The sequence below is a fragment of the Pseudomonas vancouverensis genome (assembly GCF_004348895.1).
GTDB classification, from domain to species: Bacteria; Pseudomonadota; Gammaproteobacteria; order Pseudomonadales; family Pseudomonadaceae; genus Aquipseudomonas; species Aquipseudomonas vancouverensis.
The window spans coordinates 177,584-191,579 of record NZ_RRZK01000007.1; the positions used below are offsets into that span (position 1 = coordinate 177,584).

The window sequence follows — 13,996 nt, forward strand, 5'->3', positions numbered from 1 at the left end:
AAAGGTCGCCAGTGTAGCGAATTCAGCCGGTCAACGCGCCCCAGTCGAAGGGCTGCACACAACGACCGGTCTCGTCGGCCATCAGCGGACGTGCAACCAGAAAGCCTTGCACGTACTCGCAGCCATTGGCTTTGAGCCATTGATACTGCGCCAGGGTTTCCACACCTTCGGCAATCACCAGCATGCCGAACTGCTTGCACAGATCAATGACACTGCGTACCAGCGCTGCGTCCCGCGCGGACTCCGGCAGCCGTCCGATCAAATGCCGGTCCAGCTTGAGCGTGTCGAGTTTCAGGTCGCGAAGATTGGACACCGAACAAGACCCGGCACCGAAGTCGTCGAGTGCTACCCGCACGCCAAGATTGCGCAGCAGTCGCAGTTGCTTGCGGGTTTCTTCGGGGTTGTGCATCAAGGCCTCTTCGGTGATTTCGACCTCCAGATGGTGCGGCTGTAATCCGTGACGCTCGATCACCTGGCGTAACTCGGTCGCCAGGTTGGGCATGCCGAACTGAGTACTGCTCAGGCTCACGCCCAGCACCAGGCTCTCGTCGAACAGGGTTTCCCAGGCTTTGCGCTGACCGGCGCTGCGATGATAGATCCAACTGCCCAGACGGCTGATCAGTCGTGCTTCCTCCAGCAGCGGTAAAAACAGCCCGGGCGGAACATCGCCGACGCTGGGGTGCTGCCAACGCAACAAGGCCTCGAAGCCTCGAATCCGCCCGTCGGCAATCGACACCTGGGGTTGATAGACCAGATTGAAATCGCGGTTTTCGATGGCGCTGCGCACACTGTCTTCGAGCATCAACCGCGAGCGGGCCCGGCCGTTCATTTCGTGATCGTAGAACCTGTACTGCTGACGCCCGGCGCGCTTGGCTTCATACATGGCAATGTCAGCGGCGCGCAGCAAGCCATCGAGATTGGCGCCGCAATCAGGGAAGGTGGCGATGCCGATGCTGGCGCCCAGGGCGATATCCAGCCCTTCGATCTGCTGACAGATGGACACACGTTCGATGAGTTTTTCCGCGATCTTGGCCGCTTGCTCGGGAAACTCCAGGTCGAGCAACGCAGTGAATTCGTCACCGCCCATGCGCGACAGGATGTCGAAAGGTCGCAGGCAGGCTTTCAACTGCTCGGACACCCAGCGCAGCACCCGGTCCCCGGCATCATGGCCCAGGGAATCATTGACCCGCTTGAAGCCGTCCAGGTCCAGGTACAACAGCACCCAGGCGCTGTCGGAACGCTCGCCGCGCAGCAGCAGGTTTTCCACGGTCTGGTAGAAACCACGGCGGTTGAGCAGCCCGGTCAGGGGGTCGGTCACCGCCTGATACTCAAGCTGCTGATGCAGGTGGCGCACCACCGACATGTCCAGCACAGTCACCACCATCGAATGCTGCTCGGCAGGCAACGGTGCACAGGACAGCGCCACAGGCACTTGCTGGCCGGGCGCCGTACGCAACAACGCATCATGCAGGCGCAGGGTCTCGCGACGTTTGTAACCGGCGTAAAACTCGGAATCGGCCCAGACCGGGATATGCGGTTTTTGCAGAAAATCCAGAAATTCCTTGCCTTGAAGTTCCTGCACCGTGGCGTTGAGCAGCCGAGAGATCGCCGGGTTGGCAAAGCGGATCAAGCCGTCCTCACCCAGCACCAGAATGCCTTCGGCGGCGTTATCCAGCACCGAGGCATTGAAGGCACGCGCCGCTTCCAGGTCATGACTCAGACGTTGCAGGGCCCGGCGATTGCGCTGATGCTCGAGCAGCGCCTGGACCTTGGGTTTGAAAATCAGCGGATCGAAGGGTTTGAACAAATAGTCCACGGCGCCACTGGCGTAGCCCTTGATCACGGCATCCTGGGACTGTTCGTTGGCGGTCAGGAAAATGATCGGGGTGAGTCGTGTGCGCTGGCTGCCGCGCATCAGGCGCGCGACCTCATAACCGTCCATGCCCGGCATCTGCACATCCAGCAGGACCAGATCGACGTCGTGTTCCAGCAACAGGTTGAGCGCTTCGAAGCCTGAGGCGGCGGTGATGACCTGCCAGTCCTGACGCTGCAACAACGCGCGCATGCTGATCAGGTTTTCAGGGTAATCATCAACGACTAAAAGGGTTGAGCCGCCTTCTGCTGGCGTGGTGTGCGCGCATTCCATGCTGCTTCTCTAGTCTGGGGCGTCAGGCGGTTTCTCGTGAAAACCGGACAAATATTGTGCTTTCACTCTAGACCTGGATCCACAAAAGCAGAAGCTGTCAGTGCGCCATCATTTAATCATTGTGTCTTTTGCCGACTAACGGTCGCTCGTTTCAGCCCGCTAAAACCGGGGAAGATGGCATTTCGACAGGATTCCGGCGTCAACTATCCGCCGGACGGGCGTTAACAAATACGCCCTCCACGCCTATAAAGACCGCCCCGAAATGCGCGCTCCAGAGCCTCTGGCACGAGCGTGCAGCATCTTGAAGTGGAAGAACAGCATGATCGATCTCGCATCCTGGAACCTCAGTGTTCCCGTGGGCAACCCGCCATACACCGTGACAACAGAAAAACTGGTGGGCGGTTTCAAGGATCAATACTTCCATTCCGACACCGGCACACTGTTTTTCTGGGCACCGGTCACCGGCTCAAAAACCGAAAATGCCATTTATCCCCGCACTGAACTGCGGGAAACCTACAGCAACGGCACGTTGAAAAACTGGTACTACCCTGACGCCGACAACACCCTGCGCGCGACCCTGGCGGTCAACCAGGTACCCAGCTCCGGCAAAATCGTCATCGGCCAGATTCACGCCTATGAGAGCCAGAAGCCGCTGGTCAAAGTCGAATACCAGTACAAAACCAAAACCGCCACCGGCAACATCGTCGCCAAGGTACGCATGCACCCCGATGACGACGAAGGCAAGGTCATCACCATTGCCACGGGGGTAAAACTGGACCGGGAATTTTCCTATCTCATCCACCTCAGCCCCGGCGGCGCCCTGGGCATCAGCGCGGCAGGCTATCAATGGGATTCGAACATCAGCGCAACATGGCGGGACAAGCCGCTGTACTTCAAGGCCGGTGTGTATGTGCAGGACAACACTGGGTACACCAGCGAGGGCGGGAAAGTGACATTCAGCAAGCTGGATATTGATCACGATAAGTGACGACCAGACACCGCTCCCACAATGATCTCATCGCCCACAAAAAACCCGCATTCCTGCGGGTTTTTTGTGAAGCGGGAACGCGCCGGTCTTAGTTGACCTTGGCGTTCAACTCACCTTTCAGGTAACGCTGGTACATGCCTTCCAGGGAGATCGGCTTGATCTTCGAAGCATTGCCGGCAGTGCCGAAGGCTTCGTAACGCGCGATACACACGTCGCGCATCGCAGTCACGGTGGCGCCGAAGAATTTACGCGGGTCGAACTCGCTCGGGTTGGTGGCCATCAGGCGACGCATCGCACCGGTGGACGCCAGGCGCAGGTCGGTGTCGATGTTGACCTTGCGCACGCCGTGCTTGATGCCTTCGACAATTTCTTCAACCGGTACGCCGTAGGTCTCTTTGATGTCGCCGCCGTACTGGTTGATGATCGCCAGCCACTCTTGCGGAACCGAAGACGAACCGTGCATCACCAGGTGAGTGTTCGGAATGCGCTTGTGGATTTCCTTGATGCGATCGATCGCCAGCACGTCGCCGGTAGGCGGCTTGGTGAACTTGTACGCGCCGTGGCTGGTGCCGATGGCGATGGCCAGGGCATCGACCTGGGTGCGCTTGACGAAGTCAGCGGCTTCTTCCGGGTCGGTCAGCATCTGGCTGTGATCCAGCACGCCTTCGGCGCCGATACCGTCTTCTTCACCGGCCATGCCGGTTTCCAGCGAACCCAGGCAGCCCAACTCGCCTTCTACCGATACACCGCAGGCGTGAGCCATGGCCACGGTCTGTTGGGTGACACGGACGTTGTAGTCGTAGTCGGTCGGGGTCTTGCCGTCTTCGCCCAGGGAACCGTCCATCATCACCGAGCTGAAGCCCAGTTGAATGGAACGCTGGCAGACGTCAGGGCTGGTGCCGTGGTCCTGGTGCATGCACACCGGGATGTGCGGGAATTCTTCGATGGCCGCCAGGATCAGGTGACGCAGGAACGGCGCGCCGGCGTATTTGCGAGCACCGGCCGAAGCCTGCACGATCACCGGGGAGTCAGTCTTGTCAGCGGCTTCCATGATGGCGCGCATCTGCTCAAGGTTGTTGACGTTAAAGGCTGGAACGCCGTAGCCGAACTCGGCTGCGTGGTCCAGCATCTGACGCATGCTGATAAGTGCCATTGTGTGTGTCTCTCCCGGTTGAGGGTCGTTAATCGTGCCAGCCTGCCGTAGCGGCGGCGGCTATTCAAGTTATTGCAGATCGGGGGTCAGTCCCGGCCTGCGAATCTGGTGCTGCGAAAATCTTTGCGTTACCCAGAACCCTGTGGCGAGCGAGCTTGCTCGCGTTCGGCTGCGAAGCAGTCGCAATCCGGACAACCGGATCAGGACCGCTTCGCGCTCCAACGGGAGCAAGCTCCCTCGCCACAAAAGCTCGCCAGGCGGCTTTGTTATTGCGCCTTGCAGCCACGGCCAATCAAATCATTGGTGGCGACCCAGTAAACCAGGCCTTCCTCACCTTTTATGTGAAACGCCAGCATGTTGTCGCTGTACAACGAGCCCGAGGCGCCCGGCTCTTCCTTCAGGCGATAAACCTGATCGGCACCACCGAGGCGCACATCGACGGCCTTGCGACTGTCATCGGTGTAGCGCCACAACACCTTGGCCTGGCTGTCGCAGGTCCAGGTGGTCCAGTTATCCACAGGTGCGGACGACTGGAACGGGTTCAGCTGATTCAACTGTGCACAACCGGCCAACAGCGCCAGCGCCGAAACGGCGATAAAACCTTTCATCCGTGTCCCTCGACTGACGGCGCACGCCGCCAGCCCTGAGTAATGAGTCAGACCCGTCAAGGGCAGCCACGTTCCTTGGCGGGGGTCTGCGTCTCGTACTTGTCCAGACCCTCGGGCCCGGAACGCTTGTTGAGCACCGGATTGGTTTCCGCCTGCCAGTCCGCCTGGTAGCAGCTCTTTTCCGTTGCATTCGGCGCCGGCGTCGGCGTGGCTTTCGGGTTACTCCCGCAAGCCACCAGCGAACCGGCGACGATCAACAGCGCTAGCGTCTTGACCATGTGAACACTCCCTTGCCTGGTCAAACGGGCGACCCTCAGGCCTTGGCCCGGCTTTCCAGGACTTCAACGGCAGGCAGCACCTTACCCTCGACGAACTCGAGGAACGCGCCGCCACCGGTAGAAATGTAGGAGATCTGCTCGGCCACGCCATACTTGTCGATGGCGGCCAGGGTGTCGCCACCGCCGGCAATGGAGAACGCGGCGCTGTCGGCGATGGCCTGGGCCAGGACCTTGGTGCCGTTGCCGAACTGGTCGAATTCGAACACGCCGACCGGGCCGTTCCACAGGATGGTCTTGGACGATTTCAGCAGCTCGGCGAAATTCGCTGCGGTCTGCGGGCCGATGTCGAGGATCATGTCGTCGGCTGCAACGTCGGCAATCAGCTTGACGGTGGCAGCGGCACTTTCAGCAAATTCCTTGGCGACTACAACGTCCACCGGCAACGGTACGCTGACTTTGGCGGCGATGGCGCGGGCGGTGTCGAGCAGGTCCGGCTCGTACAGGGACTTGCCAACCGGGTGACCGGCAGCGGCCAGGAAGGTGTTGGCGATGCCGCCACCCACGATCAGTTGATCGCAGATCTGGCTGAGGCTGTTCAGTACGTCGAGTTTGGTCGACACCTTGGAGCCAGCAACGATGGCTGCCATTGGCTTGGCCGGCGCACCGAGGGCTTTGCCCAGTGCGTCCAGTTCAGCGGCCAGCAATGGGCCGGCAGCCGCCACCTTGGCGAACTTGGCCACGCCGTGGGTCGAACCTTCTGCGCGGTGAGCGGTGCCGAAGGCGTCCATCACGAACACGTCGCACAGGGCCGCGTATTGCTGGGCCAGTTCGTCAGCGTTCTTTTTCTCGCCCTTGTTGAAGCGCACGTTTTCGAACAGCACGATGTCGCCCGCTTTCACGTCGACGCCACCCAGGTAGTCGGCTACCAGGGGCACTTCACGACCCAGCGCACGGCTCAGGTAGTCAGCCACTGGCTTGAGGCTGTTTTCGGCCGAGAACTCGCCTTCGGTCGGACGGCCAAGGTGCGAGCAGACCATCACGGCCGCGCCTTTTTCCAGGGCCAGCTTGATGGTCGGCAGCGAAGCCAGGATACGCGCATCGCTGGTGACAACACCGTCCTTGACTGGGACGTTGAGGTCTTCGCGGATCAATACGCGCTTACCTTGCAGATCGAGGTCGGACATCTTCAACACGGTCATGGGTCGCATTTCCTGGGTAGCTATTTAGAGAGCAGTTTTTTTGGATGAAGCTATTTGCAGATAGTGCTCTGCAACGTCCAGCATTCGATTGGCAAAACCCCATTCGTTGTCGAACCAGGCCAGGATGTTCACCAGCCTCGGGCCGGAAACACGGGTCTGACTGGCATCGACGATGGCCGAATGCGGGTCATGGTTGAAATCGCAACTGGCGTGCGGCAACTCGGTGTACGCCAACAGGCCTTTGAGCGGGCCGCTGGTGGCAGCCTCGCGCAGGATCCGGTTGACCTCGGCGGCGTCGGTCGCAGTAGCGGTCTGCATCGTGATGTCGAGGCAGGACACGTTGACCGTCGGCACCCGTACGGCTTTGGCCTGAATTCGCCCGGCAAGTTCCGGCAACAGACGCTCGATGCCGCGCGCCAGACCGGTGGACACCGGAATCACCGACTGGAATGCCGAACGCGTGCGGCGCAGGTCTTCATGGTGATAGGCGTCGATGACCGGTTGATCGTTCATCGCCGAGTGAATCGTGGTGATCGACACATAGTCCAGGCCAATCGCCCGATTCAGCAGGCGCAACAATGGCACGCCACAGTTGGTGGTACAGGAGGCGTTGGATACCAGCAGCTCATCGCCGGTCAGGCAATCCTGGTTGACGCCATAGACGATGGTGGCGTCGACATCCGTCTCGCTGGCCATCGGCTGGGAAAACAGCACGCGCGGCGCACCGGCATCGAGGAAGCGCTGGCCGTCCTCGCGGGTGTTGTAGGCGCCAGAGCACTCCAGCACCAGATCGACGCCGAGGGACGCCCAATCGATGCCTTCGGGGGTGGCACTGCGCAAGATCTTCACGCAGTCGCCATTGATATGCAGACAATCGCCATCCACTCTCACCTCGCCGGGGAAACGCCCGTGGGTGGAGTCGAAACGTGTCAGGTATTCGATGCTGGCCATGTCGGCCAGATCATTGATCGCCACAATCTCGAACCCGGCCTTGTCGCCTCGTTCGAACAACGCACGCAAGACGCAACGACCAATCCGGCCGTAGCCGTTGAGTGCAACTTTGTAGGGACGCGGTTGAGGCATTGGGGTTCTCGATAGACGCAGTCAGACGAAATCTCGTTAACAACACAGAACCCTGTAGGAGCGAGCATGCTCGCGATGGAGGCCCAGATAACGTGGGCATTCAGGCAGCCAGCGTTATCGTTGACGACCATCGCGAGCATGCTCGCTCCTACAAGGGACCGCGGCGGTCCTGGAACCGCCGCGCCGTGCTTTAGTCTTCCAGCAGCTCTTCAGCCTGACCCAGGATGTTTTCCAGGGTGAAGCCGAACTCTTCGAACAAGGCCGGCGCAGGCGCCGACTCGCCGTAGGTGGTCATGCCGATCACGCGGCCTTCCAGGCCCACGTACTTGTACCAGTAGTCGGCGTGAGCCGCTTCGATGGCGATACGCGCGCTGACCTGCAACGGCAGGACCGATTGCTTGTAGCCGGCGTCCTGGGCATCGAACACGCTGGTGCACGGCATGGAAACCACACGAACCTTGCGGCCTTGCTCGGTCAGCTTGTCGAAGGCCTGAACCGCCAGACCGACTTCGGAACCGGTGGCGATCAGGATCAGCTCAGGCTCGCCTGCGCAGTCCTTCAGCACGTAGCCACCACGGCTGATGTCGGCGATTTGTGCGTCATCACGGGTTTGGTGCTGCAGGTTCTGACGCGAGAAGATCAGCGCCGAAGGGCCGTCCTTGCGCTCCAGAGCGTGCTTCCAGGACACCGCCGATTCCACGGCGTCGGCTGGACGCCAGGTGTCGAGGTTCGGCGTGCAGCGCAGGCTGGCCAGTTGCTCGATTGGCTGGTGAGTCGGACCGTCTTCGCCCAGACCGATGGAATCGTGGGTGTAGACGTGGATCACACGCTGCTTCATCAGGGCCGACATGCGCACGGCATTGCGCGCATATTCCATGAACATCAGGAAGGTCGCGCCGTAAGGCACCAGGCCGCCGTGCAGGGCAACGCCGTTCATGATTGCGGTCATGCCGAATTCACGCACGCCGTAGTACATGTAGTTGCCGCTGGCGTCTTCAGCAGTCACGCCTTTGCAGCCTTTCCACAGGGTCAGGTTGGAACCGGCGAGGTCAGCCGAACCGCCGAGGAACTCAGGCAGCAACGGGCCGAAGGCGTTCAGGGTGTTCTGGCTGGCTTTACGGCTGGCGATGGTTTCGCCCTTGGCCGCCACTTCAGCGATATAGGCCGAGGCTTTTTCGCTGAAATCGGCCGGCAGGTCACCGCTCAGACGACGGATCAGCTCGTTGGCTTCGGTCGGGAACGCGGCGGAGTAGGCAGCGAAACGCTGGTCCCACTCGGCTTCGGCGGCGCGGCCTTTTTCCTTGGCATCCCACTCGGCGTAGATGTCGGCCGGGATTTCGAACGGACCGTAGTTCCAGTTCAGCGCCTGGCGGGTCAGGGCGATTTCCGCGTCGCCCAGTGGCGCGCCGTGGCAATCTTCCTTGCCCTGCTTGTTCGGCGAACCGAAACCGATGGTGGTCTTGCAGCAGATCAGGGTCGGCAGCGGGCTCTTGCGAGCGGTCTCGATGGCGGTCTTGATCTCTTCCGGGTCGTGACCGTCGACATTGCGGATCACTTGCCAGTTGTAGGACTCGAAACGCTTCGGCGTGTCGTCGGTGAACCAGCCTTCGACTTCGCCGTCGATGGAGATACCGTTGTCATCGTAGAAGGCAATCAGCTTGCCCAGGCCCAAAGTGCCGGCCAGGGAAGCAACCTCGTGGGAAATGCCTTCCATCATGCAGCCATCACCCAGGAAAACGTAGGTGTGGTGGTCGACGATGTCGTGGCCTGGACGGTTGAATTGTGCCGCCAGGACTTTCTCAGCCAAGGCAAAACCCACGGCGTTGGCCAGGCCCTGGCCCAGTGGACCGGTGGTGGTTTCTACGCCCGGCGTGTAACCAAACTCCGGGTGACCCGGGGTGCGGCTGTGCAGTTGGCGGAATTGCTTCAGGTCATCGATCGACAGGTCGTAGCCGGTCAGGTGCAGCAGCGAGTAGATCAGCATCGAGCCATGACCGTTGGACAGCACGAAGCGGTCGCGGTCGGCAAAGGATGGATTGCTCGGGTTGTGCTTCAGGTAGTCACGCCAAAGTACTTCGGCGATATCCGCCATACCCATAGGGGCACCGGGATGGCCGCTGTTGGCTTTTTGCACGGCATCCATGCTGAGGGCACGAATGGCGTTGGCACGCTCACGACGGCTAGGCATCGCTGATCTCCTGGGGACTTGAATAAAACGAAACGGAAAAAAGGCGAGCATTTTCCCTCACCCGGACGCCTCGGGGCAATGACAGATAGTCATCTGAAGGCGTTTTTCCAACGGATAACGGCGGTTTCAGGTGGTGAAACCTTTCCGCCGTTCGTTTGTAGAGTTAACCATCCCGTGAGAAGTGCCATCTATCGTGCAATATCAAAACTTTTTGATATTGCCCTTGCGATGCTTTCGAGCCGTGACTAGACTGCCGGCCTTATGAATTTACGCGTGCCTTCCATTCAGCATGATGATTGCGATGAGCTGGCGGCCTTGTGCAAGGCCGGTGGCGATCCGCTGCGTCTGAATGTATTGCGCGCACTGGCCAACGACTCGTTTGGCGTGCTGGAACTGGCGCAGATTTTCGGTATCGGCCAGTCGGGCATGAGTCACCACTTGAAGGTACTGGCCCAGGCCGACCTGGTAGCGACCCGCCGCGAAGGCAATGCGATTTTCTATCGCCGCGCCCTGCCCCACACCGAGCTGCTCGGCGGCAAACTGCATGCCGCGCTGCTCGATGAAGTGGACAACCTGACCCTGCCGGCTGACGTGCAAGCGCGCATCGCCCAGGTTCATGGGCAGCGTGAAGCCGCCAGTCAAGACTTTTTCTCACGGGTCGCGGAAAAATTTCGCGCCCAGCAAGACCTGATCGCCGGCCTGCCACAGTACGGTGACAGCGTGGCGGCACTGCTCGACAAGCTCAGCTTCGGTAAAGAGGCTACGGCCATTGAAGTCGGCCCCGGTGACGGCGCCTTCCTGCCGGAACTGGCCCGCCGCTTCAGCCAGGTCACGGCGCTGGACAACAGCCAGGCGATGCTCGAACTGGCGCGCCAGGTCTGCGAACGCGACCAGCTGACTAATGTCAGCCTGCAACTGGCCGATGCATTGAACGGCGTCAGCCTCAAGGCCGACTGCGTCGTACTGAACATGGTGCTGCACCACTTCGCCGCACCGGCCGATGCGCTCAGGCACATGGCCCACTTGCTGCAACCGGGCGGTAGCCTGTTAGTGACAGAGTTATGTAGCCACAACCAGAGTTGGGCCAAGGAGGCCTGCGGTGATCTCTGGCTGGGGTTTGAACAGGACGATTTGGCCCGTTGGGCCACCGCTGCGGGACTCGTTCCCGGGGAAAGCCTTTATGTAGGCTTACGCAATGGTTTCCAGATCCAGGTCCGCCACTTTCAGCGACCGGCTGGCGACACTCACCATCGGTAAATTCAGGAAAACATCGAGATGAGCGAATACTCCCTCTTCACCTCCGAGTCCGTGTCTGAAGGGCATCCGGACAAAATCGCCGACCAGATTTCCGATGCAGTGCTGGACGCCATCATTGCCCAGGACAAACACGCTCGCGTAGCGGTGGAAACCCTGGTCAAGACCGGCGTAGCCATCGTTGCCGGTGAAGTGACCACCAGCGCCTGGGTCGACCTGGAGCAGATCGTTCGTGACGTGATCAGCGACATCGGCTACACCAGCTCCGACGTCGGCTTCGACGGCGCCACCTGCGGCGTGATGAACATCATCGGCAAGCAGTCCCCTGACATCAACCAGGGTGTTGACCGCGCCAAGCCTGAAGATCAGGGCGCCGGCGACCAGGGCCTGATGTTCGGCTACGCCAGCAACGAAACCGACGTGCTGATGCCAGCACCGATCACCTTCTCGCACCAGCTGGTGCAGCGTCAGGCTGAAGCCCGCAAATCCGGCCTGCTGCCTTGGCTGCGTCCGGACGCCAAGTCCCAGGTCACCTGCCGCTACGAAGGCGGCAAGGTTGTCGGTATCGACGCCGTGGTCCTGTCGACCCAGCACAACCCTGAAGTGTCGTACAAAGACCTGCGCGAAGGCGTGATGGAGCTGATCGTCAAGCACGTACTGCCTGCCGAACTGCTGAGCAAGGACACCCAGTTCCACATCAACCCGACCGGCCAGTTCATCATTGGCGGCCCGGTAGGTGACTGCGGCCTGACCGGCCGCAAGATCATCGTCGACAGCTACGGCGGCATGGCCCGTCACGGCGGCGGCGCGTTCTCCGGCAAGGATCCATCCAAGGTTGACCGTTCGGCGGCCTACGCCGGCCGTTACGTGGCCAAGAACATCGTGGCTGCCGGCCTGGCCGAGCGTTGCGAGATTCAGGTGTCCTACGCCATTGGCGTCGCCCAGCCGACTTCGATCTCGCTGAACACCTTCGGCACCGGCAAGATCAGCGATGACAAGATCGTCAAACTGGTCCGTGAAGTGTTCGACCTGCGTCCATACGCGATCACCACCATGCTCGACCTGCTGCACCCGATGTATCAGGAGACTGCTGCTTACGGCCACTTCGGTCGCACCCCGCAGACCAAGACCGTTGGCGAAGACACCTTCTCCACGTTCACCTGGGAAAAAACCGACCGCGCCGACGCCCTGCGTTCTGCTGCCGGCCTGTAAGCCTTCCCCGCGACACCCGAAGCCCCGCACGGCGCAAGCCTTGCGGGGCTTTTTGTTGGCCCGCGTTCGGGACAGCACCTTCCCTGCTCGCGAAGAGGCCAGCGGAAATGCCCGGTAAAACTCCCTCGACTGACGCCATCCGATCCTGACCTAACCTTCCAGCACCCCATAGAGCAAGGACGCTCACGATGCTTCCCGACCTGCGCCTGTTTTCTACCCTGATGATTTTGTTGCTGTGCTTACCCGTCACCGCGAGCGAATGCCCCGACTGGGCTGCCGACCGCGCTGCAAGGGAAATCAGCACACTGCAGAAACAAATCGACCTCTGGGACGACAGCTATCACCGCCAGGGCCAGTCGCTGGTGGCCGATGAACTCTACGATCAGTCGCGCAAACGGCTGACGGCCCTGGGCCAGTGCTTCAATCTTGCACCCACGGCACAGCCGTTGCGCACAGCGCGTGGCCCCCTTGCCCACCCCATACCCCACACTGGCCTGGGCAAACTGCACGACGTACCCGAGGTCGAAAAGTGGCTGCAAGGCCGGACGGACGTCTGGGCTCAACCGAAAATTGATGGCGTGGCCGTCAGCCTGGTCTATCGGCAAGGTGTGCTGACGCAAGCCATCAGTCGCGGTGATGGGGTGAGCGGTCACGACTGGACAAAATCTGCACGCCTGATTCCGGGGATTGTTCAGCAACTGACACAACCCCGGGACCTGGTGGTGCAAGGCGAACTGTATTGGCGACTGGGCGATCATGTGCAAGCTCAGGCCGGCAGTGACAACGCCCGCTCCTCCGTGGCCGGCCTGATGGCACGCAAAGTCCTCGAAGCCGGGCAAGCTGCCGGCATCGGCCTGTTTGTCTGGGACTGGCCACAAGGCCCGACCGATCTGACGGCTCGAACCACGGCACTGAAAGAACTCGGCTTTGCCGACACCGCGAAATACAACCAGCCGGTCACCAGCCTTGCCGATGCCGAGCGCTGGCGCGAACACTGGTATCGCTCCCCACTGCCTTTCGCCACCGACGGTATCGTCCTGCGCCAGAACCAGCGCCCCTCCGCCGAGCGCTGGCAGGCCCGGTCACCTTACTGGGCAATTGCCTGGAAATACCCTTTCGCCCAGGCACTGGCTGAGGTACGCAAGGTGCACTTCAACATTGGCCGCACCGGGCGAATCACTCCGGTGCTGGAACTGAAGCCAGTGCAACTGGATGACCGGCAGATCAAACGGGTCAGCGTCGGCTCGCTGCAACGCTGGCAGGCGCTGGACATTCGCCCCGGCGATCAGGTCGCCATCAGCCTGGCCGGCTTGACCATTCCCAGGCTGGATGACGTCGTTTTACGCAGCGTCGAACGCACCGAGCTGAGCGTGCCTCAAGCAGCGGACTTTCACTTCCTCAGTTGCTGGCAACCCACGCCTGGTTGCCACAGCCAGTTTCTCGCACGGCTGACCTGGCTAAGCGGAAAACAAGGACTTGCTTTGCCGAATGTCGGACCCGGCACCTGGGAAAAACTTCTTGCAACAGGTCGCCTCAACAGTCTTCTGGATTGGTTGACCCTCGATGCGCAAGAGCTTGCTAACATTGACGGTTTCGGCGAGCGCAGTGCGGCTCGCCTTGCAGACAGTTTCAACAGTGCCAGGCAACGTCCTTTTGCCGAGTGGCTCAAGGCGTTGGGCCTGCCGGCGACCGGTGAAGCACCCTTGGGTGACACCTGGCAGACGCTGGCGCAACGAAGCGCTGAGCAATGGCAAGGGGAAGCCGGCATCGGCCCCGGGCGTGCGGCGCAGTTGCAGGCCTTTTTCCGTGACCCGCAGGTGCTGGCCTTGAGTGAAACATTACGTGACGCAGGGATTAACGGCTTTTAGCCAGCGCCGACCGGGAACC

At 60.8% G+C, this 13,996-nt stretch carries 11 protein-coding genes; 4 read left to right on the forward strand and 7 right to left on the reverse strand.

The features are described 5' to 3' along the window. Positions 1-22 precede the first annotated feature (22 nt). Positions 23-2,146 (reverse strand): putative bifunctional diguanylate cyclase/phosphodiesterase, encoded by a 2,124-nt coding sequence (locus tag EIY72_RS05185; RefSeq protein WP_093229274.1) that lies wholly within the window; start codon positions 2,144-2,146, stop codon positions 23-25. Between the two features lie 319 nt (positions 2,147-2,465). On the opposite strand from EIY72_RS05185, the gene EIY72_RS05190 reads away from it, so the two are divergent. Beyond that, on the forward strand, positions 2,466-3,134 hold the full coding sequence (locus EIY72_RS05190; protein WP_093229273.1) for a polysaccharide lyase family 7 protein: 669 nt from the start codon (positions 2,466-2,468) through the stop codon (positions 3,132-3,134). Between the two features lie 88 nt (positions 3,135-3,222). Here the strand turns inward: EIY72_RS05190 and fba are convergent, their stop codons facing one another. From fba to tkt, 6 genes are all read right to left on the reverse strand, one after another. Next, a complete protein-coding gene (fba, locus tag EIY72_RS05195) occupies positions 3,223-4,287 on the reverse strand; it encodes a class II fructose-bisphosphate aldolase (protein ID WP_007975467.1) in 1,065 nt (354 codons plus the stop codon). 266 nt (positions 4,288-4,553) lie between these two features. Beyond that, the gene (locus EIY72_RS05205) at positions 4,554-4,895 is read right to left on the reverse strand and encodes an MliC family protein (protein WP_093229271.1); all 342 of its coding nucleotides are present in this window, start codon (positions 4,893-4,895) and stop codon (positions 4,554-4,556) included. A 56-nt stretch (positions 4,896-4,951) separates the two neighbouring features. Beyond that, entirely contained in the window at positions 4,952-5,173 is a 222-nt protein-coding gene (locus EIY72_RS05210; protein WP_093229268.1) for a hypothetical protein, read from the reverse strand. A gap of 35 nt (positions 5,174-5,208) precedes the next feature. After that, complete coding sequence (locus tag EIY72_RS05215; protein ID WP_093229265.1) at positions 5,209-6,372, reverse strand: phosphoglycerate kinase; 1,164 nt, start codon at positions 6,370-6,372, stop codon at positions 5,209-5,211. Positions 6,373-6,396: 24 nt separating this feature from the next. Beyond that, positions 6,397-7,455 (reverse strand): erythrose-4-phosphate dehydrogenase, encoded by a 1,059-nt coding sequence (epd, locus tag EIY72_RS05220; RefSeq protein ID WP_093229262.1) that lies wholly within the window; start codon positions 7,453-7,455, stop codon positions 6,397-6,399. A gap of 190 nt (positions 7,456-7,645) precedes the next feature. Continuing rightward, positions 7,646-9,643 carry a transketolase gene (gene tkt / locus EIY72_RS05225; RefSeq protein WP_093229259.1) on the reverse strand — a complete coding sequence of 666 codons (1,998 nt, stop codon included), beginning with the start codon at positions 9,641-9,643 and terminating at the stop codon, positions 7,646-7,648. 261 nt (positions 9,644-9,904) lie between these two features. Between tkt and EIY72_RS05230 the strand changes: the two genes are divergently transcribed. The 3 genes from EIY72_RS05230 (at position 9,905) to ligB (ending at position 13,977) form a co-directional block, all read left to right on the forward strand. Further along, positions 9,905-10,900, forward strand: coding sequence for an ArsR/SmtB family transcription factor (locus EIY72_RS05230; RefSeq protein WP_093229256.1), 996 nt, complete (start codon positions 9,905-9,907; stop codon positions 10,898-10,900). A gap of 18 nt (positions 10,901-10,918) precedes the next feature. After that, positions 10,919-12,109, forward strand: a complete 1,191-nt coding sequence (gene metK / locus EIY72_RS05235; protein WP_093229253.1) for a methionine adenosyltransferase — start codon at positions 10,919-10,921, stop codon at positions 12,107-12,109. 188 nt (positions 12,110-12,297) lie between these two features. Continuing rightward, on the forward strand, positions 12,298-13,977 hold the full coding sequence (ligB, locus tag EIY72_RS05240; RefSeq protein WP_093229250.1) for an NAD-dependent DNA ligase LigB: 1,680 nt from the start codon (positions 12,298-12,300) through the stop codon (positions 13,975-13,977). The last annotated feature ends 19 nt before the right edge of the window (positions 13,978-13,996 follow it).

What these genes read in the sequence shown, in the direction of transcription:
- EIY72_RS05185 (WP_093229274.1), bottom strand. Translation starts at nt 2,146, where the DNA reads ATGGAATGCGCGCACACCACGCCAGCAGAAGGCGGCTCAACCCTTTTA.
- EIY72_RS05190 (WP_093229273.1), top strand. Translation starts at nt 2,466, where the DNA reads ATGATCGATCTCGCATCCTGGAACCTCAGTGTTCCCGTGGGCAACCCG.
- fba (WP_007975467.1), bottom strand. Translation starts at nt 4,287, where the DNA reads ATGGCACTTATCAGCATGCGTCAGATGCTGGACCACGCAGCCGAGTTC.
- EIY72_RS05205 (WP_093229271.1), bottom strand. Translation starts at nt 4,895, where the DNA reads ATGAAAGGTTTTATCGCCGTTTCGGCGCTGGCGCTGTTGGCCGGTTGT.
- EIY72_RS05210 (WP_093229268.1), bottom strand. Translation starts at nt 5,173, where the DNA reads ATGGTCAAGACGCTAGCGCTGTTGATCGTCGCCGGTTCGCTGGTGGCT.
- EIY72_RS05215 (WP_093229265.1), bottom strand. Translation starts at nt 6,372, where the DNA reads ATGACCGTGTTGAAGATGTCCGACCTCGATCTGCAAGGTAAGCGCGTA.
- epd (WP_093229262.1), bottom strand. Translation starts at nt 7,455, where the DNA reads ATGCCTCAACCGCGTCCCTACAAAGTTGCACTCAACGGCTACGGCCGG.
- tkt (WP_093229259.1), bottom strand. Translation starts at nt 9,643, where the DNA reads ATGCCTAGCCGTCGTGAGCGTGCCAACGCCATTCGTGCCCTCAGCATG.
- EIY72_RS05230 (WP_093229256.1), top strand. Translation starts at nt 9,905, where the DNA reads ATGAATTTACGCGTGCCTTCCATTCAGCATGATGATTGCGATGAGCTG.
- metK (WP_093229253.1), top strand. Translation starts at nt 10,919, where the DNA reads ATGAGCGAATACTCCCTCTTCACCTCCGAGTCCGTGTCTGAAGGGCAT.
- ligB (WP_093229250.1), top strand. Translation starts at nt 12,298, where the DNA reads ATGCTTCCCGACCTGCGCCTGTTTTCTACCCTGATGATTTTGTTGCTG.